Raw genomic sequence first — 21,348 nt, forward strand, 5'->3', positions numbered from 1 at the left:
CCGGCGATGGAGCCCCGGGCTCCGTCGATGGCGCTCGGAGCGCCATCTCTCTCACATTGAGCTCCATGCGCGAGGCGCGGAAAGCCATCGATGGAGCACGGAGCCCCATCTTTCTCACATTGAGCTCCACCCGCGAGGCGCGGAAAGCCATCGATGGAGCTCTGAGCCCCATATTTCTCACATTGAGCTTCGCTCGCGAGGCTTACGGCAACCGTAGCGTCACCACCAGCGGGAAGTGGTCGGACGGGTACCGATGGTTCCAGCGCGTGGTCACCGAGGTGATCGACTCCAGCTGGGCGCCGCGGACGAAGATCCAGTCGATGCGCCGGTCGGCCTTGCCGGTAAATCCATGAAAGGTGGCGTCGATGCCTTCCACCCGCGGCGCGGTCATCCATGCGTCCTGCAGCGTCTGAGCCAGCACGGCATGCACGTCCGAATCGGGCGCGGTGTTGAAATCGCCGGTCAGCACCACCGGCACATCGTCCGGCAGCGTCGCCAGGTGGCGCGCGATGGCCTGCGCGCCTTTCAGGCGCGCGGCTTCATCCTCGTCTCGGTACGGCAGGTGGGTGTTGAACAGGTAGAAGCGCTTGCCATCGCTGTGCTGTTCGAACAGTGCCCACGTCACCATGCGGGGATGGGGGTGGCCCCAGGTGATGCTGCCCGGCACCTCGGGTGTGTCGGACAACCAGAAGTCGCCGGACTCGATGACCTTCAGCCGATCCTTCCGGTAGAACACGCCCATGTGTTCGCCGCCGCCATCGGCCTCGCGCCCGCGACCGAACCAGGCGTACTGCGGCAGTTCGCGTGCGAGGTAGTCGGCCTGCGCCTTCACCAGCTCCTGCAGGCCGATCACGTCGGGCTGCTGCTCGCGCAGCATGCGCACCGCAAGCGGTTTGCGCGTCTCCCAATAATCCACACCGTCGCTCTCCGCCGGCAGGCGGATGTTGAAGCTCATGACGGAAAGCGGATCGGTGGCACGTGCCTGCATCGACGCAAGGCCCAGCAGGCCTGCCAGCACCAGACTCCAACGGCTCATGAGCGATTCCACGATGGCGGGCCGCCATTGTCTCGCAGGCCGCGGTTGAACCGCGAGCGAACGCGGGGCCGGCCTGCGTCCATCGCAGGCGTTCGCATCGTGCAAGATGCGTACGTAGGAAAGGAGACTCCATGCTTGCGCACGCCTTGATCGTCGTACTGGCCACCGCCGCGTCCGGGCAGCCTCCGCCGCCCGTGACCCTCACCCTCGACACGGGCACGCAGGCACCCGCAGATCCGGTAACCGCCTGTGCGGCGCGGCGCCTGAAACCCTTCGTCGGCCCATACGGCGTACAGCAAGCATGGCCGGTGATGGCATCGCCGCCCGCGGGGCTGCATCACACGATGGGAACCCCGCTGTCCGACGCCGGCATGATCGCCGACGGCTACCAGCAGTTCCTGCACGTCGACACCGCTGCACGCACGGTCTACGTGGTCGAGCAGGGCGGCTTCGCCGGTACGTTCAAGGTGTATGGTCCGTTGCCGCTGCCGCAGTGCCCGTCTGGCGTCGATACCTTAGAACAGCCGAGGTCGCCGCGCTGAGCGGCGGCGGGAGCCCGGCCTGGGAGCTCGGGTTTACGCCGAACGCCGCTGGCCGCCGTGCGCGCCTTCGGCGATTTCCTCCACCAGTTTGGCGCAGAAGGCGGGCAGGTCCTTCGGCGTGCGGCTGGTCACCAGGCCCTTGTCGACGATCACCTCGTCGTCTTTCCAGTTCGCACCCGCGTTCTCCAGGTCCTTGCGGATGTTGGGTACCGAGGTGACGGTGCGGCCACGCAGCACGTCGGCATTGGCCAGCACCCAGGGGCCGTGGCAGATCGCACCGACCGGCTTACCGGCCTCGAAGAACCCGCGGGTGAAGGCCAGCGCCTGATCGTCCACGCGCAGCGCATCGGGATTGAACAGGCCCCCGGGAATGACCAGCGCGTCGTAGTCCTTGGCCGACACCTCGGACAGCACATGATCCACTTCGACCTGATCACCCTTGTCGAAGTGCTTGAAACCCTGGATGCGGCCGCCGTCCGGCGAGACGATGTCCACGTCGGCCTTGTGCTCGCGCAGCGCGCGCAGCGGCTCGGTGAGTTCGGACTGCTCGAATCCATCGGTAGCGAGGATGGCGACGCGCTTTCCGGTGAGATGGCTCATGGCGTGTGCTCCTTCAGTGGGGAAGAGCGACTACCGTAGTCCCCGCGATGCGCACGAGGCGCGAAGGAATCGTTGCGAGCGCGTCAACGCACATACGCCATGCTTCAATGGCGCCTCCGTTCATGATCGAGGGCCTGCGTGTGGGACGTCGTCGCTTCAGTGTGGTGCTGCGGAGCGTGCTGGCGCTCGCGCTTGCCGTGGTCGCGGTGCCGCTGGTGAACCTGGCCGGTGGCGAGCTGGCGTCGCGGTTGGGCCTGCCGCGCGGGGGCGATGCCCGACTGGCCTACGACCTGGTGTGGGTGTTCCTGGCCGGGCTCGTGGGCAGCGTGCTGATGGTCGGCGTCGCAGCGGTGGCGAAGACCGCGCATGCCTGGGCACTGTTCGCGCTCTACCTGGCGCTGGACCTGTACGTCACGGTGATGGCGTGGGACGACTTCCCGCGCTGGTTCACGCTGGCCTGCCTGCTGACACTGCCCGCACAGGTGTGGCTGGGCTGGTGGCTGGCGGTCAAGCGAGGAACGAGTGGGGAGAAGTGAGGAGTGAGCGAAAGCCCAGACGCCTCTGCTCACTCCTCACTTCTCTGCACTCACTTCTCGCTTCACCGCCTGGGCCATGCCGCCAGCAGCGCCCACAGGCCACCGATGCCCGCGATCCAGGCCGAGGCCGGGATGTCGAGCAGGCGCGGACCGCCGGCTTCCAGCGCATACAGCACCGCCGCGACGATCAGCAGGCCCACACCGAGGATGGCGGCCACCACGCGGCGCTGCAGTCCCTTCACGGTCTGCGTCAGTTCGGTGAGGTCGCGGGACCGCATCGACAGTTCGTGGCGGCCCTCCACCTGCTGGCTCAGCCACGCATGCACCAGGCGCGGCATGTCCGGCGCGTGGGTCATGATCTCGGGCAGGCGCTTGCGGAATTCCTGCGCGGCGCGCTGCGGGCTGTAGCGCTCCACCAGGATGCGTTCCAGTACCGGCTTGGCCACGGCCCAGATGTCGATCTGCGGGTCCAGCTGGCGGCCCACGCCTTCGATGTTGAGCAGGGTCTTCTGCAGCAGGATCAGCTGCGGCTGCAAGGTCAGTTCGTAGCGCTGCGCGGTGCGGAACAGCTTGGCCAGCACTTCGGCCAGCGAGATCTCGCTGAGCGGGCGGGTGAAGTACGGCTCGCACACCGCGCGCGCGGCGGCTTCCAGTTCGTCGATGCGGATGTGCGCGGGCATCCAGCCGGCCTGCACGTGCAGCTCGGCGATGCGGCGGTAGTCGCGGTTGAAGATCGCCATGAAGTTCTCGGCGAGCCAGTACTGGTCGTCGCGCGAGAGCTGGCCCATGATGCCGAAATCCAGCGCGATGAAGCGCGGATCGGTCTTGCGTTCCGGATCCACCCAGATGTTGCCGGCGTGCGCATCGGCGTGGAAGAAGTTGTCGCGGAACACCTGCTGGTAGAACACGCGCACGCCCTTGGCGGCGAGCGCCTTGCGGTCGATGCCGGCCGCGTCCAGCGCGGCGATGTCGTCCGACGGGATGCCGCGCACGCGCTCCATCGTCATCGCACCCTGCGCCGTGTGCGACCAGATCACTTCCGGTACGTACAGGTCGGGCGACCCGGCCCAGTTGCGGCGCAGCAGACTGGCATTGCCGGCCTCGCGCTGCAGGTCGAGTTCGGCGGCCAGCGTGTTCTCGATCTCGGCGACGATCTCGCGCGGGCGGATCTTGTCCGCGTTGGGATGCGCGCGTTCGACGATGGCGGCGATGCTCTCCAGCAGCGCGATGTCGCCCGCGATCTGGCGGCCGATGTCCGGGCGCAACACCTTCACCACCACCTCGCGCCCGCCCGGCAGCGTGGCCGCATGCACCTGCGCGATGCTGGCCGACGCCAGCGGCGTGGTGTCGAAGGTCTCGAAGGCGTCGCGGATGTCGCGCGCGAGTTCCTGCTCGACCCGCGCACGCGCGCGTTCGCCGTCGAACGGCGCCACGCGGTCCTGCAGCAGGGTCAGCTCTTCGGCGATGTCGGGCGGAATCAGGTCGCGCCGCGTGGACAGGATCTGGCCGAACTTGACGAAGATCGGGCCCAGCTCCTGCAGCGCCAGCCGCAGGCGCGCGCCACGCGGCTGCGCGGCGATCTCGGCCGACGCGCGCGGCACAAAGGGGCGGGCCAGCCTCAGCCAGCGCTCGACCGGGGTGCCTTCCAGCAGGTCGTCGAGCCGATACCGCAACAACACGCGACCGATGCGGCTGGCCCGCAGCACCGACTTCATGCGCGGTGCTCCACGCGGGCGGCGAGGCGACCGATGCGCACGGCGAGGCGCTCGACGTCGTCGCGGACGGCGTCGACATCGTCATGGAAGGCGTTGAGTTCTTCGCGGCCGACCACGTCGCGCGATTCCTCGGTGACGTACTCGGCGGCGCTTCCTGCCAGGCTGCCTGCGGCGACACGCGCCTGCTGCAGGCCTGCGCGCAAGGCATTGGCGACCTGCACGCCGACGATGTCGCCGAACACGCGGGTGAAGGGCAGCGACCAGTCGGGATCGAAACGGGCGGCCAGGGTCTGCAGGCGGCGTGCCAGTTCGGCATCGCCGGACACCTTCACCTTGCCGACCGGCGTGGCGTGGTCGCGACGGAAGAACGGCAGTTGGCCCAGCAGGCCGCCCAGTGTGCCGCGCACGGCCAGATCGGCTTCCCGCACTTCGCTGGCGGGGCCGACCTGCAGTCGGCCGCCCCCGACCATGATGTCCATCGCCAGGGATGGCGCGTCCACGGCTACCTGGATGCGGCGTCCTTCCAGCGGACGCAGCGCGGCTTCGGTATCGGGATCCAGGGCGAGGGCGTGGTTGAGCGCGGTTTCCAGCGCACGGCCGGCGAGCGGCTTGAGGGCATCGAACGGAGACAGGTCCATGCGGCCATTCTAGCGGCAAAGCCTGCACGCCCCGCCCGCCCGTTCGCCTGCTTCATGCAGGCTCGGGGCGGGCTCGACGGCGTCCTGCCGTCCCGGCGGAGAGAGACGGTGAGGCGTCAGACGCGCTTGCCGCGCAGCAGCGAGATGATCGCCAGGATCACGAACACGACGAACAGCACCCAGGCGATGTTGGTGGCGGCGCCGGCGATGCCGCTGAAACCCAGCACGGCGGCGATCAGGGCGATGACGAAGAAGATGATGGCGTAGCGCAGCATGGAAACTCCCTTTGGCATGTGGCCAGTGGTACAGCCGTTAGTGGCGTGCGCCATGCTGGAATGCGGGAAGTCGTCGCCGCGTGATTGTCGCGCGGGGCGATATGGACGGCCTTCAGCGTCGTGATTCGTGCGTGAAGGCTGCTGGAGGCTCGCCGAGCGCCCCCTCTCCCGTCGGGATGCCTTGGCAGACCGGTCGACTCCCTTGCCACGCGGCGTGGCGCGCATCGACGCATCTACGGCGAGGTGTTCCAGGCGCGGGCTGAAGCCCCTCCTACACAGGATGATCGCGCAGCCAGGCCCTCAGGCGTGCGAAGCCTTCGTCCATCGACACGCGCGGCACGTAACCGAAGTCGCGGCGCGCCGGCGCCATGTCGTACCAGTGGGCGGTGCTGAGCTGTTCGGCCAGGAAGCGCGTCATCGGCGGCTCGCCCTTCAGCGGCAACACCGTCCACAGCGCCTCGCACACCGCGCCCACGCGGTAGGCCGCCTTGAACGAGAGGTGCTTGTCCACGTGCGGAGCGCCGGCCGTTTCCAGCAGCGCGTTGAGCAGCTTGCGCATCGGCCAAGGCTCGCCATTGGAGATGAAGTAGGCCTTGCCTGCGCAGGCGGCACCCGGCGCGAGATGGTCGAAAGCGTCGAAGTGCGCCTGCGCGGCGTTGTCGATGTAGGTGGTATCGACGTGGTTCTCGCCGCTGCCGACGATGCGCAGCCGGCCGGCGCGCGCGCGTGACACGAGCCGCGGCAGGATCTGGTGGTCGCCCGGGCCCCAGATCAGGCGCGGCCGCAGCGCCACTGTCGCCAGTGATGCGTCGTTGGCGGCGAGCACCGCCTTCTCGGCGATGGTCTTGGTGGTGGCGTAAGGCGCCTTGAAGCCTTCGCCGTAGGGCACGCTGTCGGCGGTGCCGCCCTCCACCGGATGGGTGGCGCGATGGGTCACGCTGGGGGTGGAGGTGTAGACCAGGCGCGCGATGCCGTGCAGCCGGCAGGCATCCAGCACGTTCTGCGTGCCGACCACGTTGGCATCGTGGTAACTCTTGTAGCTGCCCCAGGCGCCGGCCTTGGCCGCATTGTGGAAGATCGCGTCCACGCCGTCGGCGGCATGCCGCACCGCGTGCGCATCGGCGAGGTCGCCCTGCACCTGGCCCACGCCGAGTTCGCGCAGCACGGGGTAATAACCGCGATTGAGGCTGATGACCTCATGCCCGCGTTCGACCAGACCGCGGCACAGCGCCTGGCCCAGAAAACCACCACCGCCGGTGACGAGGATCTTCATGCGTGCGGCTCCTTCTGCGCAGCGGCCCATAAGGCCAGCGTCTCGCGGCCGATCTTGGCGTTGTGGCGGATATCCACCGGAAAGCCCGGGTGCGGCAGGAACGTGGCGATGCGCGCGGTATGCGGATGACGCGCACCGATGGCGCGCAGCTCGGCCTTCATCCGCGCGCGGTCGGTGCCGACACCGGGCTGCAGTTCGTAGCAGAGCACTGGCGTTTGGCGTCCGGGTTCGCCGACCCCGACCAGCGCGGTGCGGCGGACCTGGGGATGCGTGTTGAACACGGGCTCGACCTGCTCGGTGTAGAGCTGACCGTCGGCGGTTTCGACGCGCTGTGTCTTGCGGCCGCAGAACCACAGCCGGCCCTCGCCATCGAACCATCCCACGTCGCCCATGCGGTGCACGATGCGCTCGCCACCGTCGGGCAGCGCTTCGCGGATCTTGGCGATGCGCGTGGCCGCATCGCGGCGGAAATAGGTATCGGTGGCGGTCGGCCCGGCGACGGTGATTTCGCCGACTTCGCCATCGGGCACGACGTCGACGTCGTTCCAGTCGGCGATGGGCGCATCGACGATGCGGATGATGCGGACTTCGTTCGGCGGCACGGCACGACCGACGCAGGTGCCGGCGCCGGCCTCGGTCGCCGCACGCGTGGATTCCAGTTCGCGGCCCTCGATGACGGCGACGGGCAGGCATTCGGTGGCGCCGTACGGCGTCCAGAACTGCGCATCGTCCGGCAGCAGGGTGCGGATCTTCGCCACGGTGTCCGGCGGCACCGGGGCACCGGCGGAGGTCACGCGCTGCACGGTGGGCAGCGGCGCGCCGTGGTCGGCGAGCACCTTCATCAGCGCCGGCGAGCCGAACAGCTGGGTGACGCCGAAACGCGCGATGGCCGCGTGCAGCTTGCGCGGATCGGCGCTGGCCGGGCGGGTGGGGTCCATGTCGGGAATCACCGAGGTGAGCCCGAGCGCAGGATCGAACAGCGCGAACGGTGGGAACGTGGGCAGATCCACGCCGCCCGGCTGCAGGCCGAAGGCATTGCGCAGCAGGTCGATCTGGGCGACGAAATGGCGATGGCGGTAGACCACGCCCTTCGGCACGCCGGTGGAGCCGCTGGTGAACAGGATACCGGCGACATCGTCGGGTGCCGTGTCCGCCAGCTGCGGACCGGCACTGGCACCGCGTGCCTCGATCTTCGCCAGCGTGGTCCCGCCCCAGGCCCAGCGCGGGCCGACGGTGACGATCTTCTTCGCCGACTTCGCCCAGCCCAGCACGCGACGCGCGAACTGGGCCAGCGGGATGCCGATGAAGGCCTCCGGCTCGGCTTCGTCCAGACACTGCTTCAGCGCGCGCCGGTCGATGCCGGGGTCCACCAGTACCGGTACGGCGCCGGCCTTGAACAGCGCGAACATCAGCAGGAAGAACTCGGGCGTGGGCCGCACCATCACCACCGTGCGGCTGCCGCGGCCGATGCCGTAGGCGCCCAGACCGGCCGCGATGGCATCGCTGCGGGCATCGAGCTGCGCGTAGGTGAGCTCGCGGGTGTAGCGGCCGGCGCCATCGGGGCAACGCATGGCCACGCGGTCGGGCTGCTCGCGGGCCAGCCGGGGCAGACTGGCGGCGATGTTGCACGGATCGGTCATGTGGGCATTGTCGCCGCTGGACGGTACTTGCGTCAGCCCGCAGCGTTGGCAGAATGCGCGTCCCGCCCGCGCCCAGCCGCCAGCCCGCCCAGATGCATCCCTGCCTGACCTGCGGCGCCTGCTGCGCCCACTTCCGCGTCAGCTTCCACTGGAGCGAGGCGGACCCCGAGCAAGGCGGCGTGGTGCCGATCGAACTGACCGAGCCGTTGCGCGTGCACGAGCGGGTGATGCGTGGCACCTCGCAGAAGGACCCGCGCTGCGTGGCCCTGGATGCCGACATCGGCCGCTACAGCCGCTGCACGATCCACGACCGGCGGCCGTCGGTTTGCGCGCTGGTACCGGCTTCGCTGGAGTTCGGCGAACGCAGCGCACAGTGCGACAAGGCGAGGCTGGCGCATGGGTTGCCGCTGCTGGTGGAGGCGGATTGGGCGGGTGTGGTGGAGGCCGAGAAGAACCCGTTGCCGGCGCTTTGAGCCTTCTCCCCTTGCGGGAGAAGAGCCTGCCCCGTACTCGGTACGGGGTGGCGCGCAGCGCCGGCTGAGGGGAGGCGAGGCGAGCCGCTCGGGCATCCCTCAAGCAAAGCAACGGCAAGAGCGCCCCTCATCCGCCCCCGTATCAGGTCCGGGGCAGGCTTTCGGCACCTCGCCCCGCTGGCGCAGGGAGAAGGGATCAGCCCGGTGCGGAGAAAGATTCAATCCAGCGGATGGCGATCCAGGAAGTCGCGGATCAGCGGCACCAGGATCTCGTGCTTGTCTTCCAGCACGTAGTGGCCGGCATCTTCGTAGGCATGCACTTCCGCCTTCGGCAGCGCGGCACGGAAACCGTCGAGGAAATGCCTGTCGAACACGAAGTCCTTCAGCCCCCAGCCCAGGAACGCCGGACGGTCGGCGAACGACGGCAGCGCCTTGCCGGCGGCTTCGAGCAGCGGCCACGCCTTGTCCTGCGGCCCGAGCGGGATGTCCTGCATGAAGCGGATCGTGGCGATGCGGTTGGCCCAGGTGTCGTAGGGCGACACGTACGCGCGGCGCACGTCGGCCGGCATGCGGCGCTCCACGCCGATCCACGAGGCACCGGCGGAGAAGGCGTTGAAGCCGCGGATGATCCATTCGCCGATCGTCCAATCGCGGCCGAGCGCGATCTGCCAGGGCATCTTCTTCGCCGCGGGCATCGGGAACGCCGCGGTGTTGGTGATCACCAGGCGCTTGACCTGCGCGGCGTGCGAGAGCGCCCAGCCGAAACCGATCATGCCGCCCCAGTCGTGCACGGCCAGCGTCACCGGACCGGTGATGCCCAGATGGCGCAACAGCGCGGCCACGTCGTCCACGCGCGACTGCAGGGTGTATTCATAGCGACTGTCGTCGGGCTTGTCCGACAGGCCCATGCCGATGTGGTCGGGCACGATGCAGCGATAACGCTTGCCAGCAGCGGGGTCGGACAGACCCGCCACCAGCGTGCGCCAGTAGTAGCTCCACGACGGATTGCCGTGCAGCATCACCACCACCTCGCCGTCGCGCGGGCCTTCGTCGAGGTAGTTCATCGACAGGCCCGGTCGGACCTCGAAGCGCTTCGGTTGGGAGGGATAGCCGGGAAGGTTCATGGGATCTCTGCGTTCATGGCTTACAACAGCGAAAGCTGGTCGCCGCCCTCGTCTCGAAGGACTTCCGCGCGGCGGATCATCTGCTGAACCTCCGGCACCGCATGGATCGCGACGAGTTCGACCTCGGGATGCTCGTTGGAGAACACGCGGAATATCTCGTCGGCGAAGGCTTGCCCGATGGTTGTCACGCCCTCGAAATCCAGCATGACGCAGCGGAATCGATCGACGCGCAGCAGCAGGCGCTTGGCCTGGGACCGGGAAATAAGGTTTTCGTCCCCCACCTTGGCCAGACGTACCGGCACCACGGTCTTGGCGAATGCGTACTCGTCCGGCCCGCTGGAGAACGCATCGAAGACCTGCCTTGCGGTTCGCGGGGAATCGGCAGCGATCGCCATGCGGACTGCGGTACCACCGACATCCGCTGATTCATCGATGTCCAGCAGGATGTCGTCCGGTTCGGTGGCATCGTGGTCGAAGACAAGTCCCCCCGACACTATCTCGAAGTGATCGAACATGCGGGACGTGAAAAAAACGCCCTCCCCCGAGTGGCGCTTGGGATCGGTGGTCAGCTTGCCCTTGGACAACTCCAGCAACGCGAGGCGCTCATCCGGCAGGGAAAGGGCGCGCGTGATCTTGCGGAAGATCCCGATACCGTCGTCCACGACGGACAGCTCGACCCGCCCTTCTTTCATCACCACCTCGATGCGGACTTCACTGCCTTCCGAATGATCGATGGTGTTGTTGACCATCTCGGTGATCGCGTGATGGCAGATATCCAGCACGTTCGCGGACAGGCCGCGCAGCAGCGGCGCCACGTCGTGCGACCAGACCCGGTCTTCCTGCAGATCCGCGAGTGCATGACGGAATTCGGCGCGGCGGTTGGGTCCACGGCGATAGGTGGGGCGCGTGGTCCCTTCCTTCTCGAGGAAACCCGCTTCGACCAATACTCTCACGCGCGCCGCCACGGCCGTCCTGCTCAGGCGCATCAGGTTGGCCACTACCCGCACGAGGTCCTGCGGATGGGCATCGACCTCACGCAGCAAAGCACGTTCGATATCTTCGGAGCGGTCTGGACGTGCCATGCACGGATTGTAAAGTTAAGCGCGCTCACTTGAAAGTTAAACGCACTAACTCAAAAGAAAATCTCACTTGATGGAGAGAATCACCACTCCACCTCGGCCATCGTGCAGTTCAGGCCCGAGCCGATGCCAAGCAGGGCGATGCGGTCGCCCTTCTTCAGCTTGCCCAGTTCCTTCAGCTTGCTCAGCACGATCGGCACGCTGGCCGGGCCGATGTTGCCGTGTTCGGTGAAGATGGTCATCACCTTCTTCGGGTCGATGCCGAAGGACTTGATGAAGGCCTGGGTGTGCGGCCGGCTGACCTGGTGGATGACGAACTGGTCCAGCTCGTCCACCGCCCAGCCCAGCGCCACCTTGGCGGCGGCGAAGGTCTTGTTGGCCAGCTTCATGCCCTCGATCAGCAGCATGCGGGTATCGGTGACCATGCGGTCGAGGTTGCCGCGGCAGAGCTTGTTCCACTCGGTGGCCGAACGGGTCACGCCGCCCTTGTAACGCGGGGCTTCCGGCGCCAGTTCGCGACGCGCCATCACCATCGCCACGGCGCCGCAGCCCAGGGTCAGGGCGGCCAGTTCGTCGCGGAACTGCTGTTCGGTGACGTCGGGCGCATTGAGGCGCTCGATGGTCTTCTCGTAGACCAGGTTGGCGGTTTCGCCATCGACCACCAGCGCGTAGTCGATCTCGCCACGCTCCAGCATGCGGGCGGCGATGTCCATGCCGTTGATGAAGGCCAGGCAGGCGTTGGCCACGTCGAAGGTCTGGCACTCGTCGCCCACGCCCAGATTGCCGCAGACGATGCTGGCGGTGGACGGCTCGAGGTAGTCGCGGCTGACCGAGGTGTTGACCACCAGGCCGATCTTGTCCGCACCGATGCCGGCATCCAGCAGGGCCTTCCGGGCGGCCAGGGTGGCGGCGTCGGAGGCCTGCACGTCGGCGTCCCACAGGCGACGGGAGTGCACGCCGGCGATGTCGTTGAGCACGTCGGTCTTGATGCCCAGGCGGTCGAGCGTGGGCTGCAGGCGGGCGTTGATCTCGTCGGACGTCAGCGTGTGCGGCGCATCGATATGCGCCAGTCCCGCGATGGAGACATTCTTGAAGAGCATCGAGGTTAGCGCCAAGGCTCAGGCAAAGGGGGGCGACAAGGGTACTCACTTCCCGCCTTCACCGCATCTTTACGCACGATCACGCCGCGCGTACGCGCCGCAAAAGCGTGACAAAGATCACATTATCGCCCGCAACGGAACGCTGCGAACCGCTGCTCGCCATGGGCCGGATCGCCCAGCGGCTGCAGGGTATCGGCCTGCAGTCCCGGCGCTTCGTTGCGGGCCAGGGTTTCCAGCTCGTCGCGGACACGCAGGGTATTGCGCTCGTAGAACGCCACGCTGTCCTTGACCGACACCGACACCTCGCCGCGCTTTTCGCAGCCGGCCGGGGTCGCGCCGCCGGGGATCACCCGCACATTCTTCGCGGCCGGGGCCAGGTGCACCCAGGTGCAGGCGGACAGCAGCATGGCGGAGGTCGCGGCAAGGAGGGCAAGACGCATCGAAGTTACCTTGGGAGGTGAGTCGCGGGCATTCTGGCCGATCCCGGATGAATCGATCCGGGCCGTCGGCCGCCCCTCCAGGGAGGGGCGGCGAGCGGGCTCACTTCTTCACGTTGCCGTCGGCATCCAGCTGGACCGCCTCGCCCAGCTGCAGCGCGCGGACCGAATCGCCCACCTTGGACAGGTCGCCCACCACCACCCAGGTCAGGGACGCCGGCGACAGCGTGGCGGCGGCCTTGGCCACGTCGGCGGCGCCGATGGCTTCGTTGCGGGCCTTGTACTGGACGATGTAATCGTCCGGGCGGCCATAGCGCTGGTTGGAGACGATCTGGCCAAGCACCGCCGAGGCGGTTTCGTACGCACCCGGCAATTCCAGCGTATTCGCCGCGCGGATCTTGGCGATTTCCTCCGGCTTGGCCGGAGCCTGGCCGGTGGCGAACTGGCTGATTTCCTTCTGCAGTTCCTTCATGGCGTCGGCCGTGCGGTCGCTCTGCACCGCCGCGCTGGCCCACCAGGGACGCTGGCCCAGCGTGTTGCGCGCGCCACTGTAAGCGCCATACGCCCAGTGCTTGTCCTCGCGCAGGTTCATGTTGAGGCGCGAGCTGAATTGGCCGCCCAGCACCCCATTGGCGAAGTCGAAGTCGATGGTGCCGGCATCGCCGGTGGGGGGCACCAGCTGCGCGGCATAGACATTGGACTGGATGGCACCGGGCTGGTCGATCAGGAACACACGCGGCTTGGTCGGATTGGCCACCTTCGGCACCGCGGGCAGCTTCGGCGCGTTCGGCGCGGACTTCCAGTCGCCCAGGCGGGCTTCCAGCAGCGGCACGATCTGCGCCAGCGTGGTGGCGCCCACGACGGTGATGCGGGCCCGGTCCGGCTGCAGCCAGTCGCGATGGAAGGCGACCAGGTCGTCGCGGGTCAGCGAGGCGATGGAGGCCTCCGTGCCCGAACCGGTGAACGGAATGGCGTACGGATGGCCGGCACCGTACAGCAGCGGCGGCAGCGTGCGCAGTGCGGCGGTCTGCGGACGTGCTTTTTCCTGCTTGATGCCGGCGATCCAGGTGGCGCGCACGCGCTCGATTTCGGCCGGATCGAAGGTCGGCCGGCGCAGCAAGTCGGCCAGCAGGTCCAGCGACGGCTCCAGCTTCTCGGTCAGCGCGGACAGGCTTACCGAGGCCGAATCCAGTCCGCCGGCGGTGCTGAGCTCCGCGCCCAGGGCTTCCTTGCGTGCGGCGAGCGCCAGCGCGCCGTACTGGCCGGCCCCCTCATCCATCATCTGCAGCGCGAAGCTTGCGGTGCCCAGCTTCTTGCCCACGTCGGCCGCATAGCCGCCCGGGAACTCGACATTGACCTGCACCACCGGCGTCTCGTGGCGCTCGGCCAGCACCACCTGCATGCCATTGGACAGCGTGGCGCGCTGCACGGCGGGGAACTTCAGGTCGGGGAAGGTGGTGGTCTTCGGCACGCCGGCGCTGCGGTCGACGTCGGTCTTCACCGTCTTGAACTTCGGGTCGACCTTCGGGGTGGCGGCCGGCGTAGTGGCCGGCGCCGCGAACACGGTTTCCGGCAGCGCAGAGGCCGGCGTTTCGCTGGGCTGCACGAGGATGGTGTGCGACGCACCCGCCAGCCACTTCTTCGCGGCCGCCTGCACGTCGGCCGCAGTCGCGTTGGCGAGGATGTCCAGCTCTTCCTGGTAGCAGTCCGGCGTGCCCTGGTAGACGGCGCACGAGGCCAGCACGTCGGACTTGCCGCCGAAACCGCCGATGCGCTCGATGCCGCGCACGAATGCCGCGCGACCGGCCACCTTGGCGCGTTCCAGCTCGTCGGCGGTGGGGCCTTCGGCGATCAGGCGCTTGAGTTCTTCGTCCAGCGCCTTCTCCACTTTGGCCGGGTCCACGCCTTCCTTCACGGTCGAGACCAGGAAGAAGGTGCCGCTGATCTCGCTGCTCCACTGGTAGGCACTGGCCTGGTCGGCGATCTTGTCGCCGTGCACCAGGCGGGTATCGAAGCGCGAGGCCGCGCTGCCGCCCAGCACCTGGGCGAACAGGTCCAGCAGCGTCGCGTCCCGGGTGCCCATCTCGGCCACCGGCCAACCGCGGTACAGGCGCACCTGCGGTACACGGTCCGGAATGGTCTCGCGGGTGTCCTGGGCGTGCTTCGGAATCTGGGTCTTCATGTCGGCCAGCGTGGCGCTGGCCGGAATGTCGCCGAAGTAGCGCGTCACCTTCTCCTTGGCGGTGGCCACGTCGATGTCGCCGGCCAGCACCAGCACGGCGTTGTTGGGGCCGTACCAGCTGCGGAACCAGGTCTTCACGTCATCCAGGGTGGCGGCGTCCAGGTCGGCCATGGAGCCGATGGTCTGCCAGCTGTAGGGGTGTCCGGCCGGATACAGCGCCTCGAACATGCGGGCCATGATGCGGCGGCCATAGGGCTGGTTCTCGCCCTGGCGCTTTTCGTTCTGCACCACGCCGCGCTGCTCGTCCAGCGCCTTCTGGTCGATCGCGCCCAGCAGGTGGCCCATGCGGTCGGATTCCATCCACAGCGCCATGTCCAGCGCGGTGGTGGGCACATTCTGGAAGTAGTTGGTGCGGTCCTGGTTGGTGGTGCCGTTCTGGTCGGTGGCGCCGACCAGTTCGAAGGGGGTGAAGAACTCGCCGTCATGGTTCTCGCTGCCCTGGAACATCAGGTGCTCGAACAGGTGGGCGAAGCCGGTACGGCCGGGTGTCTCGTTCTTGCTGCCCACGTGGTACCAGATGTTCACCGCCACGATCGGCGCCTTGCGGTCGGTATGCACGATCACGCGCAGGCCGTTGGGCAGGGTGAACTCCTCATAGGGAATGACGATGTCCGCGGCGGCGGCCGGCTTCGCGTACGTGGGTGCCGGCGCATAGGCCAGGCCGCCGAGGGCGGTGGACAGGGCGAGGGCAAGCAAAGCGGCGCGGGGCCGGCGGGTAAGGCGCATCGGACACTCCTTTGTAATACGGGATCGGCAAAACAGAACGCCCGATGCTAACCGCGGCCCTGGCTCATTACACTAGGCCACAAGCCATGACGGATGGCCCATGCGTCCGTGGGCCCCTGCCATTCGCGCCTTCCCCGGAGGTTGCATGGACCGCAAGCACTGCCTGGTCACCGGCGCCAATCGCGGGTTGGGCCTGGAACTCGTCCGCCAGCTGCTCGGCCGACACTGCCACGTTGTCGCCACCTGCCGCCAGCCGGGCAAGGCCACCGCCCTGAATACCCTGGCCGGCGAACATCCCGGGCGCTTGCACGTGCTGCCGCTGGATGTGGCCGATCCCCGCAGCCGCGCCGAACTGGTGCGCGAACTGCCCCTGGTGACCGACGAAGAGCCTCTGCACCTGCTGATCAACAACGCCGGCGTGCTGCGCGGGGGGGAACGTTTCGGCCAGGTCGCGCCGGCCGACCTCGATGCCAGCTTCCACACCAATGCGGCGGGCCCGTTCCTGCTGACCCAGGCGCTGGCGCCCCGACTGGCCGACGGCGGCGTGGTCGCCAACATCTCCTCCGAGGTCGGCTCGATCGGCCTGCGCCAGGAATTCCGAACGCCCAGCTATGCCATCGGCAAGGCCGCACAGAACATGGCCACCTCGCTGCTGGCGCAGGCGCTGTCCACCCGGCACGTCACCGTCGTGGCCCTTCATCCCGGCTGGGTGCGCACCGACATGGGCGGTCAGAACGCCGCGCTGTCGGTGGAGGAGTCCGCTGCCGGGCTGCTGCACGTGATCGACCGCCTCACGCCCGACGACAGCGGGTCCTTCCTCGATTGGCAGGGCCAGTCCCTGCCCTGGTGAACCTGAACGTCATCCCCGGCGTTCCGGTGGAACTGCAACGGTTCCTGGCTAAACCGCATCACAACCGGCACACCCCAAGCTGACCGGCCTCCGGCCCAGGTGGCGTGTTCGCAGTCACAACACTCGCCCGGCCGCGTCTTGTGCATGCAGGACGGACAACCGGACGGACACGCAACCCGGACACCGGACAGCAACGCTCCATATTTAAATTCAACTGGATCAATAACTTACGTTTGGCACGGTTCCTGCTCTATCCATAACAAGACGCCCGCTGTTCCGAACCAAACCTGACTGAACCCTGAATCAGCTCATCGAAACAACAGGTTTCGCTTGACCGCTCTGTCTAGGTGTACTACCTTACTACCACACCACCCCACAACATCACTACAGAGGCATGACAATGAACGCCAAGAACCTCCTCCCGCTGACCGCCGCCGTCGTCTTCGCCCTGTGCGCCGGCGCCATGGTCGTCTCCGCCACCCAGGCCGAGAGCACGGCGCCTACCGCCACGGCTGCCGCAGAGCGCATCGTCGACCTGCCGACCGTCACCGTCACCCCGGATGCCGCCGATCTGGCCCACTACCACACCTACAAGGACGCCAAGATCGTCGACCTGGCCGCCGTCAACGTGACGCCGACCGCCGAGGACCTGGCCTACTTCGTCGCCCAGCAGGCGGTGCGCGTGGTCGACATGCCGGTGGTCACCGTGCGTCCGTCGGCGGAAGACATGCAGCAGGTCGCCGTGCAGGCAGGTGTGCTGGCCAGCCAGCTGGCTTCGCGTTGATACGCAGGCAACACGTTCCACCCGCGTGATACGCAAGCCGGCCCTGGCCGGAGTTCCACCGCACCACCCGCCCGCGAGGCCATGCAGCGCCGCGTAGAATGCGCGCCATGACCGACGCCCTGGACCTCGATGTCCTGCTGTACCAGCCGGAAATTCCCCCGAATACCGGCAATGCCATCCGCCTCTGTGCGAATACCGGCGCGCGGCTGCACCTGATCGAACCCCTCGGGTTCACGCTGGAAGACAGGCAGCTCAAGCGCGCCGGCCTGGATTACCACGAGTACGCCACGCTGCAGGTCCACGCTTCGCTCGAAGCGGCCCTGCAGCGCATCCGTCCCGGCCGCCTGTTCGCGCTGAGCACGCGCGGCACGGTGCGCTACGACCAGCCCGAGTATCGTCCCGGCGATGCCTTCCTGTTCGGCCCCGAAACGCGCGGCCTGCCGCAGGACGTGCTGGACGGCCTGCCGCCGGACCAGCGCCTGCGCCTGCCGATGCGGCCGGACAACCGCAGCCTCAACCTCTCCAACACCGTGGCGGTGGTGGTGTTCGAGGTTTGGCGCCAGGCAGGGTTCGTGGGCGGCGCGTGATCGTTGCCCTTCTGTAGGAACGACGTAAGTCGCGACCGCACACATGGACGCCGCTGCACTTCCATCAGGCAACCGGGGCGACGAGACACGCGTGCTGCCGGCAGCAAATCGCTTTGATCGCGAATCCGTAGGTCTGACGATCCGGGGTCGCGACTGACGTCGCTCCTACAAGTGGATCGGCTAACCGAACCGCGCCAGCCCATACGGCGTCAGCGGTATCTCCGTCGCCTCACCCGCCATCAACTGATCGAGCAGGCGCCCGGTCACGGGTCCCTGGGTGAGGCCCAGATGGCCATGCCCGGTGGCGACGAAGATCTCCTCGCCGGGCACCCGGTCGATGATCGGCAGCGAATCGGGCGTGCACGGCCGATTGCCCGCCCATTCCGAGACCGGTTCGCCGGTGATGCCGGGGAACAGCTTGCGCGCCTCCGGGTCGAGCCGGCGGATCAGGTGATAGTGCGGATCGCGGTCGAGTGCGGTCAGTTCCTTGATGCTGGTCATGCGGATGCCCGCCTGCATGGGCGACACCACCATGTAGCGCTCGGCCCACAGCGTGGGACGCCCGACCACGGCCTGCGCCTGCGGATACATCAGGTGATAGCCGCGTGCGGGAATCACCGGAATCTTCAGCCCGAACGGCCGCAGCAGCGCATTGCTCCACGCCCCTGCCGCCACGACGACACGGCCTGCGTGCACCGGACCATGGTCGGTATCGACCTGGTAGCCGCCATCGCGGCGCGCGATCGACGATACGCTCGCGGTCAGCGGCATGGCGCCGCGCGCGCTCAGGTGGTTGAACAGGCGCCGGCAGAAATCGCCCGGGTCGCGCATCGCCAGCGATTCGCGCTGGAACACCGCGCGCTGGAAGCCCGTGCCAATCCCGGGCTCCAGTTCGCGCAGCTGCGCGGCATCCAATACGTCGAAGGCGACGCCGTGCCTGCGCATCAGGTCGCGCTCCCACTCGCCCTTCTCGAACGTCTCCTGTTCGCTGTAGACGTGCAGGTAGCCGGTATGTGCGATCAGGTCCTGCGCCTGGATGCGCTCACCCAGATCGAGCCAGGCGTGGCGAGAAGCGCGGTTGATCGCACTCAGCGCATCGATGATCGGCAGCACGTGCTGCGGACGTCCCTGCACCAGGAACTGCAGCAGCCAGCGGGCGTACGAAGGGCTGACGCCCCAGTCCAGCTTCAGCGGGGCCAGCGGGTTGGCGAGCATGCGCAGCGCCTTCACCACGATGCCCGGCGTCGACTGCGGCATCACGTTGCCGACGGAAATAGAGCCCGCGTTGCCGAACGACGTCTCGCCCGCCGGACCCTTGGGATCGATCAGCATGCAGGACAGGCCGCGGTCGAGCAGGTGGTGCGCCGTCGACAGGCCGACGATGCCGCTGCCGATCACCGCGACATCGGCAGTGCGCGGCGGCAGGGAGGAGGGGGAGGAAGTCATTGGATCGGAACGTCGTACGCGGTTTGGGGGGAGGGCTCGGGCCGGAAGGTGAAGTGCCACCATTCCATCGGGTAATTATGGAACCCGTGTCTCGCCATCGCATCGAGCAGGCGCGCGCGGTTGGCCCTCTGTGCAGGCGACAGGTCGGCATGCGCGGTGTTGGCGCGGGGATCGAAGAAGTCGAAGGGCGTGCCCATGTCCAGGTCGATGCAGGTTCCGCGCTCACAGCGGGTCAGCGTGAGATCCAGTGTGGCGCCGCGACTATGCCCGGAGGTTTCCGCGATGTAGCCATCGAGCAACGCCGCTTTCTCGACGTTCGGATAGAACGCAGGCTTGGTGCGCTGGTCGGCGGCGTCGCGTGCCCAGGCCACGAAATGCTTCACCGACCGCACCGGCCGGTAGCAGTCGAACAGCTTCAGCGACAGGCCCTCGCGTTGCACGTCCGCCTGCACCTTCGCCAGCGCCTGCGCCACCGGCGCCAGCAGCAGGCAGGTGTTGGCCTCATAGCCGGGCACGCGCGCGCCAGTGAAGTTGGCGGTGCCGGCATAGCGCATGTCCAACTGCACGCCCTTGGCCAACGGCGCAACATCCACCAGGCCCGCGGTGGCCGCATCGGTGGCCGGCGATACATCGACCTTCGCCGTGGGTGCCGCATCGCACGCCGCCACGCGGGTGAAGGCCAGGTCCTGATAGTCGTAGCTGAAGTCCGCTTCGGGATCCACGTGCGAAAGCGCCAGCGTGGTCGACCCGGCATCGGCCGCGAAATGCAGCCAGGGCTCGGCGTCGACGCTGTCTTCGTCCCAGTCGACCAGCCAGCGCCCGTCCACCTGCATCACGGTGCCGGTGAGCATGGGCGAACGCGCCGACGCGAAGCGCACGCGATCGCCGTGCGCGCACACCGTCACATCGCCGAACCAGGGATCCCGGTAGCGGCCCGTCCAGGCTGACAGCGCCGCCGCGCTGGCGGGCTTGCGATGACGGGTGTCCGGCTTGGGTTTGGCGGCGCGTTCGCCCGCGCGCTCCTCGTCCAGCAGCGCGGCGTAGTGCGCCACGCTGTGCGTCTCGCCGGGCCGGGTGATCTGCTTGGTCAGCACTTGCCCCAGCGCGGTGCGTGCGGCCTCGCCTTCGCCATTGATCAGGATGACGATGCCGGTGCGCTGATCGGGCAGCAGGATCACCGACGAATACATGCCCGCCAGCGTCCCGGTGTGGGCCACCTTCCAGACGCCGTCGACGTCGGACAGCCGCCATCCGTAGCCATAGGCGGAAAAGTGGCTGTTGTCCCAGGCGCGCATGCGCGCGCTCACCGGCATCGGCATGTGGGCCGTCCAGACGGCCCGGCGCTGCGCGGGCGACAACCAGGCCGGCTGCGCGTCCGGTGACAGCCACATGCGCATCCAGGACAGCATGTCGTCGAGGCTGCAACGGATGCCGCCGGCGGCCATCGAGGTGACGTTGGGCACCAGGACCGCGTCCTCGCGGATGACCCGGTTGCCCTGCGGCGTGCGCATGTGCGGCTGCGCCACGTTGCCAACCTCGGCGCGGTTCCATTCACCCACCTGGCAGCGCGACAAGCCGAGCGGTTGGAACAGTTCACGCTTGACCAGCGCCTCGTAGGGCGCGCCGCCTGCCGCGGCGGCCACTTCGCCGGCGACCACGTACAACAGGTTGTCGTAGGCGTAAGCGGCACGGAAGCTGTGGGTGGGCTTCAGGTGCTGCAGGCCTGCGATGATGTCGGCGCGGGTGAACCGGTTGGGCTCCGGCCACAGCATCAGGTCGCCGGCGCCCAGGCCCAGGCCGCTGTTGTGGATCAGCAGGTCGCGCACCTGCATCTGCTGCGTGACCCACGGGTCGTGCATGCGGAACTGCGGCAGGTGCTTCGTGACCGGGTCGTCCCACTTCAACTTGCCGGCATCGACCAGGCGCGCCAGCACGCCGGCCGTCATCGCCTTGCTGTTGGAGGCGATCTTGAACAGCGTGGCGCTGTCGATCCGTTCTCCGCCGCCGGCTTCGCGTTCGCCCAAGGTGCGCGTGTAGACGATCTCGCCGTCGCGGATCACGCCGACGGCAAGGCCGGGCAGGCGGTAGTGTTCGAAGGCCTCGACGACGGCCCGGTCGCGGGCCGCACGCAGGCCATCGTCACCGGCCAGCACCTGGCCACCAGCCAGCCCCGAGAGGGCCAGCAGCATCGCGCATGCCTGCCGCCATCCCCGGGATGGCCGAAGCAGGTTCGTTGTCTTTCGCA

Annotated in this window: 20 protein-coding genes and 1 pseudogene; 6 read left to right on the forward strand and 15 right to left on the reverse strand. The window is 67.9% G+C overall.

Annotation, left to right across the window (positions count from 1 at the left end; genetic code table 11):
- Nucleotides 1–202: 202 nt before the first annotated feature.
- Nucleotides 203–1,036 carry an endonuclease/exonuclease/phosphatase family protein gene (locus V8246_RS11625; protein WP_336189286.1) on the reverse strand — a complete coding sequence of 278 codons (834 nt, stop codon included), beginning with the start codon at nucleotides 1,034–1,036 and terminating at the stop codon, nucleotides 203–205.
- A 131-nt stretch (nucleotides 1,037–1,167) separates the two neighbouring features.
- Here V8246_RS11625 and V8246_RS11630 point away from each other — a divergent pair, with 131 nt between their 5' ends.
- Nucleotides 1,168–1,578 carry a hypothetical protein gene (locus tag V8246_RS11630; RefSeq protein WP_336189287.1) on the forward strand — a complete coding sequence of 137 codons (411 nt, stop codon included), beginning with the start codon at nucleotides 1,168–1,170 and terminating at the stop codon, nucleotides 1,576–1,578.
- 33 nt (nucleotides 1,579–1,611) lie between these two features.
- Here the strand turns inward: V8246_RS11630 and V8246_RS11635 are convergent, their stop codons facing one another.
- Nucleotides 1,612–2,178, reverse strand: a complete 567-nt coding sequence (locus V8246_RS11635; RefSeq protein ID WP_336189288.1) for a type 1 glutamine amidotransferase domain-containing protein — start codon at nucleotides 2,176–2,178, stop codon at nucleotides 1,612–1,614.
- 107 nt (nucleotides 2,179–2,285) lie between these two features.
- Here V8246_RS11635 and V8246_RS11640 point away from each other — a divergent pair, with 107 nt between their 5' ends.
- Nucleotides 2,286–2,714 (forward strand): hypothetical protein, encoded by a 429-nt coding sequence (locus V8246_RS11640; protein WP_336189289.1) that lies wholly within the window; start codon nucleotides 2,286–2,288, stop codon nucleotides 2,712–2,714.
- Nucleotides 2,715–2,776: 62 nt separating this feature from the next.
- On the opposite strand, the gene ubiB is transcribed toward V8246_RS11640, so the two are convergent.
- The 5 genes from ubiB to oleC all read right to left on the reverse strand — a co-directional run bounded on the left by ubiB (nucleotide 2,777) and on the right by oleC (nucleotide 8,255).
- Nucleotides 2,777–4,429 carry a ubiquinone biosynthesis regulatory protein kinase UbiB gene (ubiB, locus tag V8246_RS11645; RefSeq protein ID WP_336189290.1) on the reverse strand — a complete coding sequence of 551 codons (1,653 nt, stop codon included), beginning with the start codon at nucleotides 4,427–4,429 and terminating at the stop codon, nucleotides 2,777–2,779.
- Nucleotides 4,426–5,067 carry an SCP2 sterol-binding domain-containing protein gene (locus tag V8246_RS11650; protein WP_336189292.1) on the reverse strand — a complete coding sequence of 214 codons (642 nt, stop codon included), beginning with the start codon at nucleotides 5,065–5,067 and terminating at the stop codon, nucleotides 4,426–4,428. The genes ubiB and V8246_RS11650 overlap by 4 nt, the downstream gene beginning before the upstream one ends.
- 116 nt (nucleotides 5,068–5,183) lie before the next feature.
- Nucleotides 5,184–5,342: a DUF1328 domain-containing protein gene (locus V8246_RS11655; protein WP_082563134.1), complete on the reverse strand. Its 159-nt coding sequence runs from the start codon at nucleotides 5,340–5,342 to the stop codon at nucleotides 5,184–5,186.
- A 271-nt stretch (nucleotides 5,343–5,613) separates the two neighbouring features.
- Nucleotides 5,614–6,615, reverse strand: coding sequence for a 2-alkyl-3-oxoalkanoate reductase (oleD, locus tag V8246_RS11660; protein ID WP_271250975.1), 1,002 nt, complete (start codon nucleotides 6,613–6,615; stop codon nucleotides 5,614–5,616).
- Nucleotides 6,612–8,255, reverse strand: coding sequence for an olefin beta-lactone synthetase (gene oleC, locus V8246_RS11665; protein WP_336189293.1), 1,644 nt, complete (start codon nucleotides 8,253–8,255; stop codon nucleotides 6,612–6,614). The genes oleD and oleC overlap by 4 nt, the downstream gene beginning before the upstream one ends.
- Before the next feature lie 92 nt (nucleotides 8,256–8,347).
- On the opposite strand from oleC, the gene V8246_RS11670 reads away from it, so the two are divergent.
- Complete coding sequence (locus V8246_RS11670) at nucleotides 8,348–8,728, forward strand: YkgJ family cysteine cluster protein (protein WP_336189517.1); 381 nt, start codon at nucleotides 8,348–8,350, stop codon at nucleotides 8,726–8,728.
- A gap of 218 nt (nucleotides 8,729–8,946) precedes the next feature.
- Here V8246_RS11670 and V8246_RS11675 read toward each other — a convergent pair whose 3' ends face one another.
- The 5 genes from V8246_RS11675 to V8246_RS11695 all read right to left on the reverse strand — a co-directional run bounded on the left by V8246_RS11675 (nucleotide 8,947) and on the right by V8246_RS11695 (nucleotide 15,436).
- Nucleotides 8,947–9,852 carry an alpha/beta fold hydrolase gene (locus V8246_RS11675; protein WP_336189294.1) on the reverse strand — a complete coding sequence of 302 codons (906 nt, stop codon included), beginning with the start codon at nucleotides 9,850–9,852 and terminating at the stop codon, nucleotides 8,947–8,949.
- Nucleotides 9,853–9,872: 20 nt separating this feature from the next.
- On the reverse strand, nucleotides 9,873–10,934 hold the full coding sequence (locus V8246_RS11680) for a DUF4325 domain-containing protein (protein WP_336189295.1): 1,062 nt from the start codon (nucleotides 10,932–10,934) through the stop codon (nucleotides 9,873–9,875).
- A gap of 80 nt (nucleotides 10,935–11,014) precedes the next feature.
- Nucleotides 11,015–12,031: a 3-oxoacyl-ACP synthase III gene (locus tag V8246_RS11685; protein WP_298150234.1), complete on the reverse strand. Its 1,017-nt coding sequence runs from the start codon at nucleotides 12,029–12,031 to the stop codon at nucleotides 11,015–11,017.
- Between the two features lie 122 nt (nucleotides 12,032–12,153).
- Nucleotides 12,154–12,471 carry a DUF4156 domain-containing protein gene (locus V8246_RS11690; RefSeq protein WP_336189297.1) on the reverse strand — a complete coding sequence of 106 codons (318 nt, stop codon included), beginning with the start codon at nucleotides 12,469–12,471 and terminating at the stop codon, nucleotides 12,154–12,156.
- A gap of 100 nt (nucleotides 12,472–12,571) precedes the next feature.
- A complete protein-coding gene (locus V8246_RS11695) occupies nucleotides 12,572–15,436 on the reverse strand; it encodes a pitrilysin family protein (protein ID WP_336189298.1) in 2,865 nt (954 codons plus the stop codon).
- Nucleotides 15,437–15,581: 145 nt separating this feature from the next.
- Between V8246_RS11695 and V8246_RS11700 the strand changes: the two genes are divergently transcribed.
- The 3 genes from V8246_RS11700 to trmL all read left to right on the forward strand — a co-directional run bounded on the left by V8246_RS11700 (nucleotide 15,582) and on the right by trmL (nucleotide 17,657).
- Nucleotides 15,582–16,286, forward strand: a complete 705-nt coding sequence (locus tag V8246_RS11700) for an SDR family oxidoreductase (RefSeq protein WP_336189299.1) — start codon at nucleotides 15,582–15,584, stop codon at nucleotides 16,284–16,286.
- Nucleotides 16,287–16,680: 394 nt separating this feature from the next.
- A complete protein-coding gene (locus V8246_RS11705; protein ID WP_336189300.1) occupies nucleotides 16,681–17,070 on the forward strand; it encodes a hypothetical protein in 390 nt (129 codons plus the stop codon).
- Nucleotides 17,071–17,177: 107 nt separating this feature from the next.
- Nucleotides 17,178–17,657: a tRNA (uridine(34)/cytosine(34)/5-carboxymethylaminomethyluridine(34)-2'-O)-methyltransferase TrmL gene (gene trmL / locus V8246_RS11710; protein ID WP_313223096.1), complete on the forward strand. Its 480-nt coding sequence runs from the start codon at nucleotides 17,178–17,180 to the stop codon at nucleotides 17,655–17,657.
- 180 nt (nucleotides 17,658–17,837) lie between these two features.
- Here trmL and V8246_RS11715 read toward each other — a convergent pair whose 3' ends face one another.
- The 3 genes and pseudogenes from V8246_RS11715 to V8246_RS11725 all read right to left on the reverse strand — a co-directional run.
- Nucleotides 17,838–19,103 carry an FAD-dependent oxidoreductase gene (locus V8246_RS11715; RefSeq protein ID WP_336189301.1) on the reverse strand — a complete coding sequence of 422 codons (1,266 nt, stop codon included), beginning with the start codon at nucleotides 19,101–19,103 and terminating at the stop codon, nucleotides 17,838–17,840.
- Nucleotides 19,100–19,786 (reverse strand): M15 family metallopeptidase, encoded by a 687-nt coding sequence (locus V8246_RS11720; RefSeq protein WP_336189518.1) that lies wholly within the window; start codon nucleotides 19,784–19,786, stop codon nucleotides 19,100–19,102. The genes V8246_RS11715 and V8246_RS11720 overlap by 4 nt, the downstream gene beginning before the upstream one ends.
- Nucleotides 19,784–21,292 (reverse strand): annotated as a pseudogene (locus V8246_RS11725) (serine hydrolase); the annotation flags it as partial. The gene V8246_RS11720 and the pseudogene V8246_RS11725, both read right to left, overlap by 3 nt.
- Nucleotides 21,293–21,348 lie beyond the last annotated feature (56 nt).

The organism is Pseudoxanthomonas sp. F11 (genome assembly GCF_037046485.1).
GTDB lineage: Bacteria > Pseudomonadota > Gammaproteobacteria > Xanthomonadales > Xanthomonadaceae > Pseudoxanthomonas_A.